Source organism: Seohaeicola sp. (assembly GCF_048006315.1).
In the GTDB taxonomy this organism is placed as follows: Bacteria; Pseudomonadota; Alphaproteobacteria; order Rhodobacterales; family Rhodobacteraceae; genus Seohaeicola.
Genome location: NZ_CP180350.1, coordinates 2405749 through 2419902, shown reverse-complemented (window position 1 = coordinate 2419902; position 14154 = coordinate 2405749). Strand labels below are relative to the sequence as shown.

General features: G+C 57.9%; 16 protein-coding genes. 7 read left to right on the top strand and 9 right to left on the bottom strand.

From position 1 onward, the window contains the following. Window positions 1-26 precede the first annotated feature (26 nt). From rph to hemW, 3 genes are read left to right on the top strand one after another with little or no spacing between them, the layout of a single operon-like run. The gene (gene rph, locus ACMUJL_RS12220; RefSeq protein ID WP_068288545.1) at window positions 27-743 is read left to right on the top strand and encodes a ribonuclease PH; all 717 of its coding nucleotides are present in this window, start codon (window positions 27-29) and stop codon (window positions 741-743) included. Next, on the top strand, window positions 736-1344 hold the full coding sequence (gene rdgB / locus ACMUJL_RS12215; RefSeq protein WP_375567983.1) for an RdgB/HAM1 family non-canonical purine NTP pyrophosphatase: 609 nt from the start codon (window positions 736-738) through the stop codon (window positions 1342-1344). Before rph ends, rdgB begins: the two co-directional genes overlap by 8 nt. Beyond that, on the top strand, window positions 1337-2494 hold the full coding sequence (gene hemW, locus ACMUJL_RS12210) for a radical SAM family heme chaperone HemW (RefSeq protein WP_375573913.1): 1158 nt from the start codon (window positions 1337-1339) through the stop codon (window positions 2492-2494). The genes rdgB and hemW overlap by 8 nt, the downstream gene beginning before the upstream one ends. Window positions 2495-2498: 4 nt before the next feature. Here hemW and ACMUJL_RS12205 read toward each other — a convergent pair whose 3' ends face one another. The 7 genes from ACMUJL_RS12205 to hemJ all read right to left on the bottom strand — a co-directional run bounded on the left by ACMUJL_RS12205 (window position 2499) and on the right by hemJ (window position 9895). Then, complete coding sequence (locus ACMUJL_RS12205; protein ID WP_068288539.1) at window positions 2499-3404, bottom strand: ParB/RepB/Spo0J family partition protein; 906 nt, start codon at window positions 3402-3404, stop codon at window positions 2499-2501. Further along, window positions 3401-4228 carry a ParA family protein gene (locus ACMUJL_RS12200; protein WP_068288534.1) on the bottom strand — a complete coding sequence of 276 codons (828 nt, stop codon included), beginning with the start codon at window positions 4226-4228 and terminating at the stop codon, window positions 3401-3403. Before ACMUJL_RS12200 ends, ACMUJL_RS12205 begins: the two co-directional genes overlap by 4 nt. Beyond that, window positions 4221-4838, bottom strand: coding sequence for a 16S rRNA (guanine(527)-N(7))-methyltransferase RsmG (gene rsmG / locus ACMUJL_RS12195; protein WP_068288531.1), 618 nt, complete (start codon window positions 4836-4838; stop codon window positions 4221-4223). The genes ACMUJL_RS12200 and rsmG overlap by 8 nt, the downstream gene beginning before the upstream one ends. After that, a complete protein-coding gene (mnmG, locus tag ACMUJL_RS12190) occupies window positions 4835-6712 on the bottom strand; it encodes a tRNA uridine-5-carboxymethylaminomethyl(34) synthesis enzyme MnmG (protein WP_375567986.1) in 1878 nt (625 codons plus the stop codon). The genes rsmG and mnmG overlap by 4 nt, the downstream gene beginning before the upstream one ends. Window positions 6713-6715: 3 nt before the next feature. Further along, entirely contained in the window at window positions 6716-8002 is a 1287-nt protein-coding gene (gene mnmE, locus ACMUJL_RS12185) for a tRNA uridine-5-carboxymethylaminomethyl(34) synthesis GTPase MnmE (protein ID WP_375567988.1), read from the bottom strand. Window positions 8003-8035: 33 nt separating this feature from the next. Next, a complete protein-coding gene (gene rho, locus ACMUJL_RS12180; protein WP_416914283.1) occupies window positions 8036-9325 on the bottom strand; it encodes a transcription termination factor Rho in 1290 nt (429 codons plus the stop codon). 120 nt (window positions 9326-9445) lie between these two features. After that, on the bottom strand, window positions 9446-9895 hold the full coding sequence (gene hemJ / locus ACMUJL_RS12175; RefSeq protein ID WP_068288528.1) for a protoporphyrinogen oxidase HemJ: 450 nt from the start codon (window positions 9893-9895) through the stop codon (window positions 9446-9448). A 420-nt stretch (window positions 9896-10315) separates the two neighbouring features. Here hemJ and ACMUJL_RS12170 point away from each other — a divergent pair, with 420 nt between their 5' ends. From ACMUJL_RS12170 to dnaQ, 4 genes are read left to right on the top strand one after another with little or no spacing between them, the layout of a single operon-like run. Beyond that, window positions 10316-10915 (top strand): Maf family protein, encoded by a 600-nt coding sequence (locus ACMUJL_RS12170; RefSeq protein WP_375567992.1) that lies wholly within the window; start codon window positions 10316-10318, stop codon window positions 10913-10915. After that, window positions 10912-11760, top strand: coding sequence for a shikimate dehydrogenase (locus ACMUJL_RS12165; protein WP_375567994.1), 849 nt, complete (start codon window positions 10912-10914; stop codon window positions 11758-11760). The genes ACMUJL_RS12170 and ACMUJL_RS12165 overlap by 4 nt, the downstream gene beginning before the upstream one ends. Then, entirely contained in the window at window positions 11757-12350 is a 594-nt protein-coding gene (coaE, locus tag ACMUJL_RS12160; protein WP_375567996.1) for a dephospho-CoA kinase, read from the top strand. The genes ACMUJL_RS12165 and coaE overlap by 4 nt, the downstream gene beginning before the upstream one ends. Then, window positions 12343-13032, top strand: coding sequence for a DNA polymerase III subunit epsilon (gene dnaQ / locus ACMUJL_RS12155; RefSeq protein WP_068288523.1), 690 nt, complete (start codon window positions 12343-12345; stop codon window positions 13030-13032). Before coaE ends, dnaQ begins: the two co-directional genes overlap by 8 nt. On the opposite strand, the gene secB is transcribed toward dnaQ, so the two are convergent. Next, entirely contained in the window at window positions 13033-13545 is a 513-nt protein-coding gene (gene secB / locus ACMUJL_RS12150) for a protein-export chaperone SecB (RefSeq protein WP_068288521.1), read from the bottom strand. Between the two features lie 58 nt (window positions 13546-13603). Beyond that, window positions 13604-14119, bottom strand: a complete 516-nt coding sequence (locus tag ACMUJL_RS12145; RefSeq protein WP_375567999.1) for an FxsA family protein — start codon at window positions 14117-14119, stop codon at window positions 13604-13606. Between the last annotated feature and the right edge of the window lie 35 nt (window positions 14120-14154).

Sequence of the window (14154 nt, the reverse complement as noted above, 5' to 3'; positions counted from 1 at the left end):
GGCGATAACTCAGGAAAGGTCCAGACATGCGCCCCTCAGGCAGAAAACTAAGCGAAATGCGCCCGATTTCAATTGAAACCGGCGTGACCAAACATGCCGAAGGGTCTTGCATGATCCGGATGGGCGATACGCATGTCTTGTGTACCGCAACGATCGAGGATCGTGTGCCCCCCTTCATCAAGGGCAGCGGCCTTGGCTGGGTTACGGCAGAATACGGGATGCTGCCCCGTTCGACCACAAGCCGCATGCGTCGCGAAGCGGCAAGCGGCAAGCAAGGCGGCCGGACCGTTGAAATTCAGCGGCTGATCGGTCGTTCGCTGCGGGCCGGCGTTGACCGCGTGGCACTGGGCGAGCGCCAGATCACCGTTGATTGCGACGTGATCCAAGCGGATGGCGGCACACGCTGCGCATCAATCACCGGCGGTTGGGTTGCACTGCGCCTGGCCGTGGACAAGCTGATGAAGACAGGCGCGGTGACCACCGACCCCCTGATCGAGCCTGTTGCAGCTGTTTCTTGCGGTATTTACGCAGGTCAGGCCGTTCTGGACCTTGATTACCCCGAAGACAGCGAAGCCGGTGTGGATGGCAACTTCATCATGCTGGCCAGCGGCAAGTTGATCGAGGTTCAGATGTCCGCAGAGGGCGCCACATATTCCCGCGCACAGATGAATGAACTGCTGGATCTTGCAGAACTTGGTGTGAAGGATCTTGTCGCCGCGCAAAGGGCTGCGGTCGATGCGTAAATTCTCTGGCGATCGTCTTCTGGTTGCGACCCATAACAAGGGCAAGCTTGACGAGATCGCTGATCTTCTTGTGTCATTCGGGGTATCGGTCGTCGGCGCGGCCGAATTGAACCTGCCGGAACCAGACGAAACAGAGACTACTTTTGTCGGAAACGCCAGGATCAAGGCTCATGCCGCGGCGCAGGCAACCGGCCTGCCCGCGCTGGCGGACGATTCAGGCATAGCCATCGATGCGCTGGATGGGGCACCGGGAGTCTACACGGCAGATTGGGCAGAAACCCCGAACGGGCGCGATTTCGTGATGGCCATGACCCGCGCCCATGAGGAACTGGAAGCCGCGAACGCGCCACAGCCGCGCACCGCCCGCTTCTGCTGCACCCTTGTACTGGCTTGGCCTGACGGGCATGACGAAGTCTTTGAGGGCGTGATGCCCGGCAAGATCGTCTGGCCGATGCGCGGCGATCAGGGACATGGTTACGACCCGATCTTCCAGCCGGATGGGTATGATCAGACCTTCGGTGAAATGGCTCGCTGGGAAAAGAACCGGATCAGCCACCGTGCCGATGCCTTCGGGAAACTGGTTGCAGGCTGCTTTGGCTGAGGATTGGCAACAGGGCGGCTTCGCCATCTACGTGCATTGGCCCTTCTGTCAGGCCAAATGCCCCTACTGCGACTTCAACAGCCATGTCGCACGCCACATCGACCAAACCCGGTGGTTGGCCGCCTACCAGCGGGAAATAGACCGTTACGCACAGGCAACACCGGGGCGCGTACTGACGTCGATCTTCTTTGGCGGGGGAACACCCAGCCTGATGAACCCCGATGTGGTTGCAGGCGTGCTTGACCGGATCAGACAACACTGGCCCCAGGCCAACGACCTGGAAGTGACGCTCGAGGCCAACCCCGGATCGGTCGAGGCTGGCCGTTTCAAAGCCTATGCCGATGCCGGCGTCAACAGAATTTCAATGGGAATTCAAGCACTTAACGATACAGATCTGCAAAGGCTGGGCCGCATTCACTCGAGATCCGAGGCGATGGCCGCCTTTGAGATTGCCCGCAGTCATTTTGACCGGGTCAGTTTCGATCTGATCTATGCCCGCCAGGATCAGACGCTTCAGGACTGGAAAACCGAGCTGAAACAAGCGCTTGGCATGGCCGTTGATCATCTGTCCCTCTACCAGTTGACGATCGAGGACGGCACCGCCTTTGGTGACCGCTATGCACGAGGCAAACTGAAGGGTCTTCCGCCAGACGACCTGTCTGCTGACATGTATCAGGCAACGCAGGACATGTGCGAAGATGCTGGTTTTCTGAGCTATGAAGTCTCGAACCATGCGAGGATTGGGGCCGAATCCCGCCATAACAGGGTCTATTGGCGCTATGGCGACTATATTGGCATCGGTCCGGGCGCACATGGGAGGCTGACGTTGAACGGACAGCGTCACGCGACCGAAGCCTGGAGCAATCCACAGAAATGGCTGGATACGACACTGGATGCGCTTGGCGAAAAGGAACGGGTCGCCCTGTCCGGCGATGATCAGGCCAGTGAGTTCCTGATGATGGGTCTTCGCCTGGCTGAAGGCGTCGATGCGTCGCGTTACACGGCGCTTGCCGGCAAAGCCTTACCGCAAGACAGGCTAGATCACCTCTCAGAGCTTGGCATGATCGAAAGCGACGGCGACCGTATCACCGTCACGCGACAGGGGCGCATGGTGCTGAACGCCATACTGTCGGAGCTGCTGACGAACTAAGCGGTCAGGACCCAAGCTTCTGGCAGAGATCGTCAAGCTGCTCCAACGAGTCATAGCGAATCGAGATCACACCCGACTCCTGCCCGCTATCGTGCTGAATCGAGACTTTCATGCCCAGATTCGCCGACAAATCGCCCTCAAGCGCGCGGGTGTCCGCGTCCTTTTCGGGCGCGCTGCGCTTCTTGGTGCTCGACTCGCCACCACCTGCAGGAAGATCAGCCGCCTTCGCCAGGCGCTCGGTCTCACGAACCGAAAGACCACCCTGGATCACCTTGCGCGCCAGGGCCGCAGGATCCTTCGCCGTGATCAAGGCACGGGCATGACCAGCAGACAGCTTTCCCTCGCGAAGATAGGTCTGAACCTCTTCCGGAAGCTGCAGCAGTCGAACCAGGTTCGCAATATAGCTGCGGCTTTTCCCAAGAACCTCCGATAGCTTCTCTTGTGTGTGTCCGAACTTTTCCATCAACTGCTTGTAGCCGACAGCCTCTTCAACCGGGTTCAGATCTGCCCGCTGAATGTTTTCGATGATCGCAATTTCCAAAACTTCGACATCATCGAAGTCGCGGACCAGAACAGGCAGTTCATGTAGCTGCGCCATCTGCGCCGCACGCCAGCGACGCTCGCCGGCAACAATCTCGTAGGTACCCTCCTGCTGCGCGCGTCGACGAACGATCAGGGGCTGAATAACACCCTTTTCACGCACGGAGGCAGCAAGATCTTCAAGCTGTTCGGCGACAAAACTGCGCCGCGGCTGCTGCGGGTTCGGAAAGACTTTCTCAATCGGTACAAGCAGATCCGGGCGGCGGGCCTGCCCCGATTCACTGGTACGGTCCTCCGGAACAGAGACGTCAGCCATGAGTGCGGACAAACCACGGCCCAGACCGCGGGTTTTCGGCTTCTTGTCGTTCATGTTGCTGCACCCTCGTTGACGGCCGCTCGGCCATGGTTTTTCAGAAGCTCTTTGGCCAGGTCCAGATAGGCCCGCGCACCCTTGGACTCGGGGTCATAATCCAGAACGGATTTCGCGAAAGACGGCGCCTCGGACAGGCGGACGTTGCGCGGGATCATCGTCTTGAATACCAGCTCGCCAAGGTTTTCGCGTGCATCGGCTTCGACCTGTTGGGACAAGTTGTTGCGTATATCATACATGGTCAACACAACACCTTCGATGCGAAGCCCCTCATTCGCGGTCTGACGGACCTCGCGGATCGTGAGCATCAGTTGCGACAAACCCTCCAGCGCAAAGAATTCTGACTGAAGCGGAACCAGAACCGAATGCGCGGCCACCATTGCATTCACCGTCAGCAGGTTCAGCGAAGGGGGACAATCGATCAGCACATAATCAAAGGCCAGATCGTCCATCGCGAACTGGCGCAGGGCGTCGTGCAGCAGAAAGCTGCGCTTTTCGTTCGACACAAGCTCAACATCGGCCGAACTCAGGTCGACAGTTGCCGGCACGATATAAAGCCCCTCGTTCGCCGTGGGCTTTATCACTTCGGAAAGCCCGACATCGTCCAGCAAAAGCTCATAAGTGGTATATTCGCGATCATCAGCCTCGATTCCGAGGCCAGTCGAGGCGTTGCCTTGGGGATCAAGGTCAACGACAAGCACCTTCACACCCAGTTTCGCCAGCGCGGCGCCCAGGTTGATTGTTGTGGTAGTCTTGCCGACACCACCTTTTTGATTCGCGATGGCGATGATTCGAGGCCCTGGTGGACGAAGCGGGTCAGACACGTGCAATATCTCCGATTTTCAGGATCACGGATCCTTTTTCCGTCTCACTCTCAAGGGCTTCGCAGGAAAATGACCACTCCTGACGCGCCCTTTCAACCTCTTTTTCCCAGGTTGCTCCTTTAGAAAACAGAGCGACCCCCGCAGGCGACAAATGTCTGGCCGCAAAACCCAGAAGCGTATTGAGGTCCGCAAGCGCACGGGCTGACAACACATCCGCACCCTGCGGGGCAAGTGCCTCGATTCTTTCGCAGATCACGGTTCCCGGCACAGCGGTCTCTCGCAGAACGGTCCGCAAGAAGGCGGCCTTTCTTCCATCGCTTTCAACCAATCGAACCATTTTCTGCGCTGGCGACTCCGCTGCCAAAATCGCGACAACAACACCAGGCAACCCCCCACCGCTACCAAGGTCAACCCAACTGTCAAAGGCCTCGGGTCCCGCCCGGTAAACCTGAAGCGAGTCGCGAATATGTCGGGACCAGATAAACGGAATCGTGGATCGCGAAATCAGGTTGATCTTGAGCGTCCATTTTTCCAGAAGCGCTGCATAGCACTGGAGCCTCTCGAATGTTTCACGTGAAACATCGAGATCCTCTGCCGAGAAAGAGTTCACGCAAGCCTCTCTCTTCGAGCTTGGCGGAGTTTTGCAAGGATCAGCGTCAGCGCGGCGGGCGTCATCCCATCAATCTTTGCCGCCTGATGCAGATTCGCAGGGCGCACACGGCCCAACTTCATCTTGAGCTCGTTCGACAGGCCATCGATCCCGGAAAACGCGAAATCCGCAGGAATTTCCTGCATCTCATCCCGCCGCATCGCATCAACATCGCGCTGTTGCCGTTCAATATAGGTCGCGTAAAGCGCATCCTTGGCCAGCTGTTCCCGAATATCGGGCGCGATTTCGGCGAGCCTTGGATCAAGCTGCACCAGGTGGTCAAAGGTCACATCCGGATAAGCAAGAAGCTGAAACGCGGATCGCCGTGCGCCGTCCTGATTCAAGCTCAGACCCAACGAGATAAGCGACTTTGGTGTATGGCTGCTTTGATCCAGCAAAGCCCGGCCCCCGCTCAAGGCTTCCATCTTCCTTGAAAAAGCGACTTCCCGCGCAGACCCGACGCAACCGATGTCCAAGGCCTTGGGCGTCAGGCGCTGATCGGCATTGTCCGCACGCAGCGACAGCCGGAACTCCGCGCGCGACGTGAACATCCTGTAAGGTTCGGCCACACCACGAGAGACAAGATCGTCTATCATCACGCCGATATAACTATCGGCCCGGCTAAAGGTTACCGGATCTCGCCCCGAAGCGGCGGCGGCGGCGTTCAGGCCGGCCACAAGACCTTGGGCGGCTGCCTCTTCATAGCCAGTGGTGCCATTGATCTGCCCGGCAAGGTAAAGGCCGGGAACGTCCCGCACCGCCAACCGCAAATCAAGCGCCCGCGGATCAACATAATCATATTCGATCGCATACCCTGGTTGCAGGATCACTGCATCCTCAAGGCCCACAATCGAATGGACATAATCGTGCTGAACATCCTCTGGCAAGGACGTCGATATTCCATTGGGATAAACCGTATGATCATCGAGACCCTCAGGCTCCAGGAATATCTGGTGAGAAGTCTTGTCCGCGAAACGAACAACCTTGTCTTCTATCGAAGGGCAGTAACGCGGGCCGACACCCTCGATATGGCCACCATACATGGCGGAACGCTGAAGGTTTTTCTGAATGATGTCATGGGTCTGCGCGTTCGTATGGGTGATCCCGCACGCGACTTGGCGCAACGGCGGCGATTTTGACAGGAAGGAAAACAGCACTGGATCATCGTCCCCGGGCTGCGACTCCAGACAATCCCACGCGATCGTGCGCCCATCAAGGCGCGGTGGCGTCCCGGTCTTCAAGCGGCCAAGGGGCAAACCGAAACTGTCGATCCGATGCGCCAAAGGGACAGATGGCTTGTCGCCCATCCGACCACCTGGCCGCGACACGTTACCGATATGGATAACTCCCCGCAAAAATGTGCCAGTCGTCAGCACCACGGCACTCGCATGCAGATCAGCGCCATCCGCCAGCCTGACACCACGCACTTGGTCGCGATCCATGATGAAGTCGGTGACTTCACCTTCAACGATCACCAGGTTTTCCAGCAAACCCAGCTCTCTTTGCATTTCTTCGCGATAGATCTTGCGATCCGATTGCGCGCGCGGCCCCTGCACGGCGGGGCCTTTCCTGCGGTTCAACAAACGGAACTGAATGCCGGAACGATCTGCCACACGACCCATCACGCCATCCATGGCATCGATCTCACGCACAAGGTGGCCTTTACCAAGGCCACCAATAGCCGGGTTGCAGGACATCACCCCTATGCTGTCGCGCCGCAACGTCACCAGGGCAGTACGAACACCCATGCGTGCCGCTGCATGCGCCGCCTCGGCGCCGGCATGGCCGCCGCCAACCACGATCACATCGAAATCAGAGTGTTTCACGTGAAACATTTCTTACTTCCCGACACAGAAGCTGGAAAAAATCTCATCCAGCAAATTTTCCACATCCACACGCCCCACAAGCGATTCCAGCGCCCGTACGGCTTGCCGCACTTCCTCGGCCGCAAGATCATAAAGATCTGGCCCAAGCTCAAGCTTCTCGGCAGCCGCATCCAGCGAAAGAACGGCGCGCTGCATGGCGATCCGGTGGCGTTCGCGTGTAGCAATCCCAAGAGAACCCAACCTGAGCGAAAGCTTGCTGCTGATGCTCTCTATCAGAGATTCGATCCCTTCGCCACTGATCCCGGAAACCCCGCCCGCCTTGTCGCTCAAAAGATCCGCCTTTGCCCGCAGGACAATGTCATCCGGTTCAGGGAACATGTCGGGCGCGACGTCACCTTCAACAAGGAACACACGCAAATCAGCCAAGCCAGCGCGTTCCCGCGCGCGACGGATTCCAATTTCCTCGATCACGTCCGTTGTTTCGCGAAGGCCAGCAGTATCAAGAAGGGTCACAGGAATACCGCCGATATCCATTCTGACTTCGATCACATCCCGGGTTGTTCCTGCATATTCGGATGTGATGGCTGCTTCACGACCAGCCAAGGCATTCAAAAGCGTGGATTTTCCCACATTGGGTGCCCCGACGATCGCCACCTCGAACCCTGAACGAATACGCTCGGCTGTCTTGACGCCTTCACTCTCGCGCGCGAGGGCAATTCTGACCCCAGTCAAAAGCTCTGAAACCTCGGGGGTCACGTCCACCGGCACTTCTTCATCTGCGAAGTCTATCGTTACTTCCAGAAGGGCAGCCGCGCGGATCAGGTCACGACGCCACCCTTCCGCCAGTCTGCCAAGGTCCCCAGATAAAATGCGCAGCGCCTGACGGCGCTGCGCCTCGGTCTCTGCATCAATCAGATCCGCAAGTCCTTCGACCTGTGCAAGATCAATGCGGCCATTCTCAAGCGCACGTCGCGTAAACTCTCCGGCTTCTGCCGCACGCAAGCCAGGCAATGCAGACAGCGTCCGCAATACTGCCGCGATGACCGCGATGCTGCCATGCAGGTGAAATTCGACAACCTTCTCGCCGGTAAAGCTGGCACCCTCTTCGAACACCAGAACAAGCGCTTCATCCAACCGGACATCATTCGCATCAACCAGAACCCGCACCGAGGCGACACGCAGTGCAGGCACGTCACCGCACAGTCGCCGGCATGCATCATGTGCCAGAGGGCCCGAAATGCGAACGACCGCCACCCCCGCCCTACCTTGCGCGGTGGCAAGAGCGAAAATCGTGTCCATGCTATATGTAACCTTTTGTTTTTAAATAAAAAGTTACGAGTTCATGGAATCGAAGAACTCGCCGTTTGTCTTCGTCTGTTTCAGCTTCGAAATCAGGAATTCGATTGCGTCTGTTGTACCCATCGGGTTGAGGATCCTGCGAAGGACAAAGGTCTTGTGAAGATCCTTCGCATCAACCAGCAGATCCTCTTTCCGGGTGCCGGACTTGAGGATATCCATGGCCGGGAACACGCGCTTGTCGGCAACCTTCCGGTCCAGCACGATCTCCGAGTTGCCGGTGCCCTTGAATTCTTCGAAGATCACCTCGTCCATGCGGCTGCCCGTATCGACCAGCGCCGTTGCGATGATCGTCAGCGATCCACCCTCTTCAACGTTACGCGCGGCACCAAAGAACCGCTTGGGGCGCTGCAGGGCGTTCGCGTCGACACCACCCGTCAGGACCTTGCCAGAGGACGGAACCACGGTGTTGAACGCCCGGCCCAGGCGCGTGATGCTGTCCAGCAGGATGACGACGTCGCGCTTATGCTCGACCAGTCGTTTGGCTTTTTCGATCACCATTTCAGACACGGCCACATGTCGGGTTGCCGGTTCGTCAAAGGTCGACGAGATCACCTCGCCCTTGACCGAACGCTGCATGTCCGTCACCTCTTCCGGCCGTTCGTCAATCAACAGAACGATCAGATAGCATTCAGGATGGTTGCGTTCGATCGAATGCGCGATGTTCTGCAGAAGCACCGTCTTACCCGTGCGCGGCGGCGCCACGATGAGGGAACGCTGCCCTTTTCCGATAGGCGCGACCAGATCGATGATCCGTGCCGACCGGTCCTTGATCGTCGGATCCTCGATCTCCATCTTCAGGCGCTCATCCGGGTAAAGCGGCGTCAGGTTTTCGAAAGCGATCTTGTGACGCGCCTTTTCGGGATCCTCGAAATTGATCGAGTTCACGTTGGTCAACGCGAAGTAGCGCTCGTTTTCCTCGGGTGCCTTCATGACGCCCTCGATCGAGTTGCCGGTGCGCAGGGCGTATTGGCGGATCATGTCGGGCGAAACATAGATATCATCGGGGCCAGGAAGATAATTGGCCTCGGGCGAGCGCAGGAAACCGAAACCATCCTGAAGCACTTCCAGAACGCCGTCGCCGCCAATCTCCCAGCCTTCTTCGGCCATCTCCTTGAGGATGGCGAACATCATGTCGCCCTTGCGCATGGTCGATGCGTTCTCGATCTCGAGATCCTCGGCCATCGCCAGAAGATCCTTGGGGCTTTTTGCCTTCAGATCAGACAGGTTCAGGCGTTCGATGGTTTGGGTGACATCGTCGTTCATGGAAATATCCTGCAGACCGGGCACAAGCGCGGCACGTGGTCTTTTTTCAAGTGGAAACATCCGCCCGGACGGGCGGCTTGACCGGTCTTTAGGTAAATCCCGACCTCAAGTCAATTCTGATCAGAATTTCACGACAACGGCGATGACGATCACGATCATCAGGATCGTCGGCACCTCGTTCATGATCCGGTAGTTCCGACCCGACAGGACATTGGCACCAGCGGCGAATTCCTTGCGTCGTTTCCCCAGCCACATGTGGAACCATGTCATGGCGACAACAGCGACAGCCTTGGCCCAAGGCCAGATTGCCGACCAGTCCACAATGCCCGGCGTCATCACAAGCAACAGCCCGAACACCCAGACGAAGATAATCGAAGGGTTCATGATGTAGCGGTAGAGCTTGAACTCCATCACCGTGAAAATCTGATCGCGACTGTCACCGGGGCTGGATTGCTCTGCGTGATAGACGAACAGACGGGGAAGATAGAAGATGCCCGCCATCCAGGTAATCACCGCCATGATGTGGATCGACTTGATCCATGGGTAGGCCAGGGCCAGAAGATCGGTCATTTGTGCCTCGTCTGTGATGATCCCTCTTAAAAAATAAATATATAAGAGAAAAGGATGATGTTTTTGTAGGTAGGGCCCGCGCCTGTGGATTACTGCCTTACCCCGGCTGATGTTCCCATCTTGAAACGGCTGTGGATTATTCGTGGATAAATCTCGAAGAAGACCACGAAAAGCAATAAAAATACATATAAAACATATACTTAAATAAAAACGCAGGCCAGTTTTTCCGGTGGATGGATTGCTGGAAATGGGTTGGAAGGAACTGCTTCTCCACAGTTGGCGATTCATCCATTCCCCAACGGGAAAAAAACCGTGGCGCATGCGGGTTATCCAGCCTCGGTCACCGCCTTGCATCCAAGACGTAAAATGCCCAGTAATCATCCCTAACAAATCCTTAAACTCCTCCACCGGGTTATACACATGCCGCAACAGCTGATCCTTGCATCCGGCTCTCCGATCCGGGCCCAGTTGCTTCGGCAGGCAGGCATGACGTTCGAGGTCATTCGCCCCGCCGTGGATGAAGAGATGCTGCGCGACGCCCTTCTGTCAGAGGGCGCAAGCCCGCGCGATCTGGCGGATGCGCTAGCCGAGATGAAGGCCCTGCGCATCAGCGAAAAACGCCCCGAGGCTTTGGTCATCGGTTGTGATCAGGTTCTGGATCTGACCGGCCAGGTTCTGACCAAACCATCAACCCGCGAAGAGGCCGCGGCGCAACTTACCGCGCTGCGGGGCAAGCGTCACAGCTTGCTGTCCGCTGTCGTCATCTGTGATGCCGGTAAACCCATCTGGCGTCACATCGGACAGGTGCGGCTGATGGTGCGTGATTTCAGTGACGACTGGCTTGAAGGATATCTGGACAGAAATTGGCCGGATGTTGCCGAATCCGTTGGCGCATACAAACTTGAGAAAGAGGGGGTGCGTCTGTTTTCGCGGGTTGAAGGCGATTATTTCACCGTCCTGGGGCTGCCTTTGCTGGACCTTCTGTCTTATCTTTCTCTCAGGGGGGATATTGAAACATGACGACAGATGCGAACGTTTTGCCGCGTATCCCACTGGCCGGGGTCATCGGATCACCGATTGCGCACTCGAAGTCGCCTGCGCTGCATGGTCACTGGCTGAAAAGCTATGGCATCCGGGGTTACTACATTCCCATGGAGGTCAGCGCCGACAACCTGGCCGAGGTTCTGCGCGCCCTTCCAAAAGCCGGTTTCGTCGGTGTGAACGTGACCGTCCCTCATAAAGAGGCCGTCTTGGAAATCGCTGATCTGGTGACTGATCGCGCGACGTTGATCGGGGCCGCCAATACCCTGATTTTCCGCAAGGATGGCAAGATACATGCCGACAATACAGACGGGTACGGTTTCATCGAGAACCTGCGTCAGAATGCGCCCGACTGGAACCCTGCTGCGGGTCCCGCAGCCGTTCTTGGTGCGGGTGGCGCGGCCCGTGCAGTGGTTGCGTCGCTTCTTGATGTGGGTGTGCCCGAGATCCTGATCTCGAACAGGACACGCATCCGCGCAGAGGCCTTGCAGCATGATTTCGGCAAGCGTCTGCGAGTGGTCGATTGGGTGCAGGCCGGGAACATGCTGGAAGAGGCCGCGACCGTGGTCAACACGACCTCTTTGGGGATGTTGGGAAAGCCTGAATTGCGGGTTCCGCTGGACGGCTTGCGGAAGGGCGCGCTGGTCACTGATCTTGTCTATGCGCCCCTGCAAACGCGTCTTCTGCGTGTCGCGCAGGAAATGGGATGCGTGACGGTGGATGGCCTTGGCATGCTTCTGCATCAGGCGGTTCCGGGGTTCGAACGGTGGTTCGGCTATCGTCCCACGGTCGATGCCTCGATCCGGGCGGCTGTCCTGAAATGACGTTCCTGATCGGTTTGACAGGCTCCATCGGTATGGGAAAATCCACGACCGCGCGGCAGTTTGAGGCCGAAGGATGCGCTGTCTGGGATGCCGATGCGGCGGTGCATCGGCTATATGCGAAAGGCGGTGCAGCAGTGCCCGCGATGGCGGATGCATTCCCCGGCGCTGTCATTGATGGGGCGGTTTCGCGCGATGCGCTCAAGTCGATCATCAGCAAGGACCCGCAGGCGCTGCGCAGGATCGAACAGATTGTGCACCCTCTTGTCGCGCAGGACCGCGCCGCTTTCATCGCGGCAACCGGTGCCGAAATCGTGGTGTTGGACATACCCCTTCTGTTCGAAACCGGGGGCGATGCGCGCGTTGATGCGACTGTCTGTGTCTCGATCGATGCCGCGACACAGAAAAAGCGTGTCATGTCACGGGGCACGATGTCGGAAGACCAGTTCGCCGCCATCCTTGCAAAGCAGATGCCGGATGCGGAAAAGCGTGCGCGTGCCGATTATGTGATCTTTACCGATACACCCGAAAGTGCAGCACAGCAGGTTCGCGCAGTTCTGGCCGACATAAGGAGACGGATGACCCATGCGTGAGATCGTTCTGGATACAGAAACCACCGGTTTCGAACCATCTGAAGGCGACCGGATCGTCGAGATCGGGGCCGTCGAGCTTTACAACCACATGCCGACGGGGCGCACATTTCACGAATACATCAACCCGCAACGGGGGATGCCTCAGGCTGCTTTCGAAGTGCATGGGTTGGGCGATGATTTCCTGCGGGACAAACCCGTCTTTGCCCAGATCGGGCCGAAGTTTCTTGAGTTCGTCGGTGATGCGAAGCTGGTCATCCACAACGCTGCATTCGACATGAAGTTCCTGAACGCCGAACTTGGCTGGATCAAGTTGCCGTTGCTGCCGATGGAACAGGCGATCGACACGCTGATGATCGCACGCAAGAGGTTTCCCGGCTCGCCCGCCTCGCTTGACGCATTGTGCCGTCGTTTCGGGATCGAGACCGAGCGGACGCTGCATGGCGCCTTGCTGGACAGCCAGATCCTTGCCGAGGTTTATCTGGAACTGATCGGTGGCCGGCAGCCCGATTTCGGATTGTCCACGACCAGCACAACCGAAATCAGCGTCTCTTCAGAGCAGACCTGGCGACCAAAACCCCGGCCGACCGCGCTGCCAAGCCTGATCACGCAAGAAGAAGCCGCCGCCCATGAAGCCTTTGTGAAGGCGTTGGGCGACGGCGCATTATGGCTCAAGCAGGGTTGATCAGGCGTTGGGAACTGCGGCCTGTTCTGCCTGACGGCGCGCCAGCTCGGAACGATAGAGCTGGACGAAGTCGATGATATCCATGTTCAGCGGTGGGAAGCCGCCATCGCGCGTTACATCCGAAACGATGCGCCGCACGAAGGGGAACAGCAGACGCGGGCATTCGATCAGCAGGAACGGATGCATCTGATCGGCCGGCACGCCCTCGATATGGAAAATGCCAGCATATTCCAGCTCCAGCAGGAAAAGCTTTGACGCGCTGTCCTTGACCGAGCTGTCGACGATCAGCTTCATGGTCACTTCGAACTGGTTTTCCGCGGTCCGTTTCTTGGCGTCCAGATTGACCTGAACCTTTACATCGGGCTGGACCTCACCGCTGACACCTTTCTGGGCCAGCACGTTCTCAAAGGACAGGTCCTTGATGAACTGGTTGAGGATGCTCATTTTCAGCTGCGGCGCCTGCGCCTCTGCAGCAGGCTGGGCGGGCGTATCGGCTGCGCCGTTTTCGGCCATTTGGGATCTCCGGATCAATTATGTTTCCGCTGTTGTCTAGCAGCACAGGTGCGAAGCCTCAATGCTTCGTCCAGCCTGATGGTCGATGCGTGGGCCGCTTTGCGGGATCGACCTCGTGAAATTCACCATCGATCACGTCCGGGCGATGCGAACCTCTGGCCGGATGCCGGAAAGCGTCACGCCCGTCATCTTCAAATCCGGTGGTTTGCCCCATTTGGAAATGGGCAACCCTGATCCGCGACCGCAGGAAGTTGAACACGGCAGACCGGACGCCCGGCACAAGAAGGGCGAACCCCATCGCATCGGTGAAAAACCCGGGTGTCAGCAACAGAACCCCGGCCACGAGCACCATGGCCCCATGGGCCAGCGGCATCGTCGGATCATCGAGGCGCGAAAAGGCGCGCTGCAGCTCCATCAGGGCAAGCCGCCCCTGTGCCCGCACCAGCATGGTCCCCAGAATGGCCGTCAATACCACGATACCGAGTGTCGGCCACAAGCCGATCCAGCCGCCGATCTGGATGAACAGGGCGATCTCGATGATCGGAATTGCAACGAATGCAGCGAAAAGCCACATGGGCTTGCTCCTTTCCTTCGATGGTGTAGTGGACT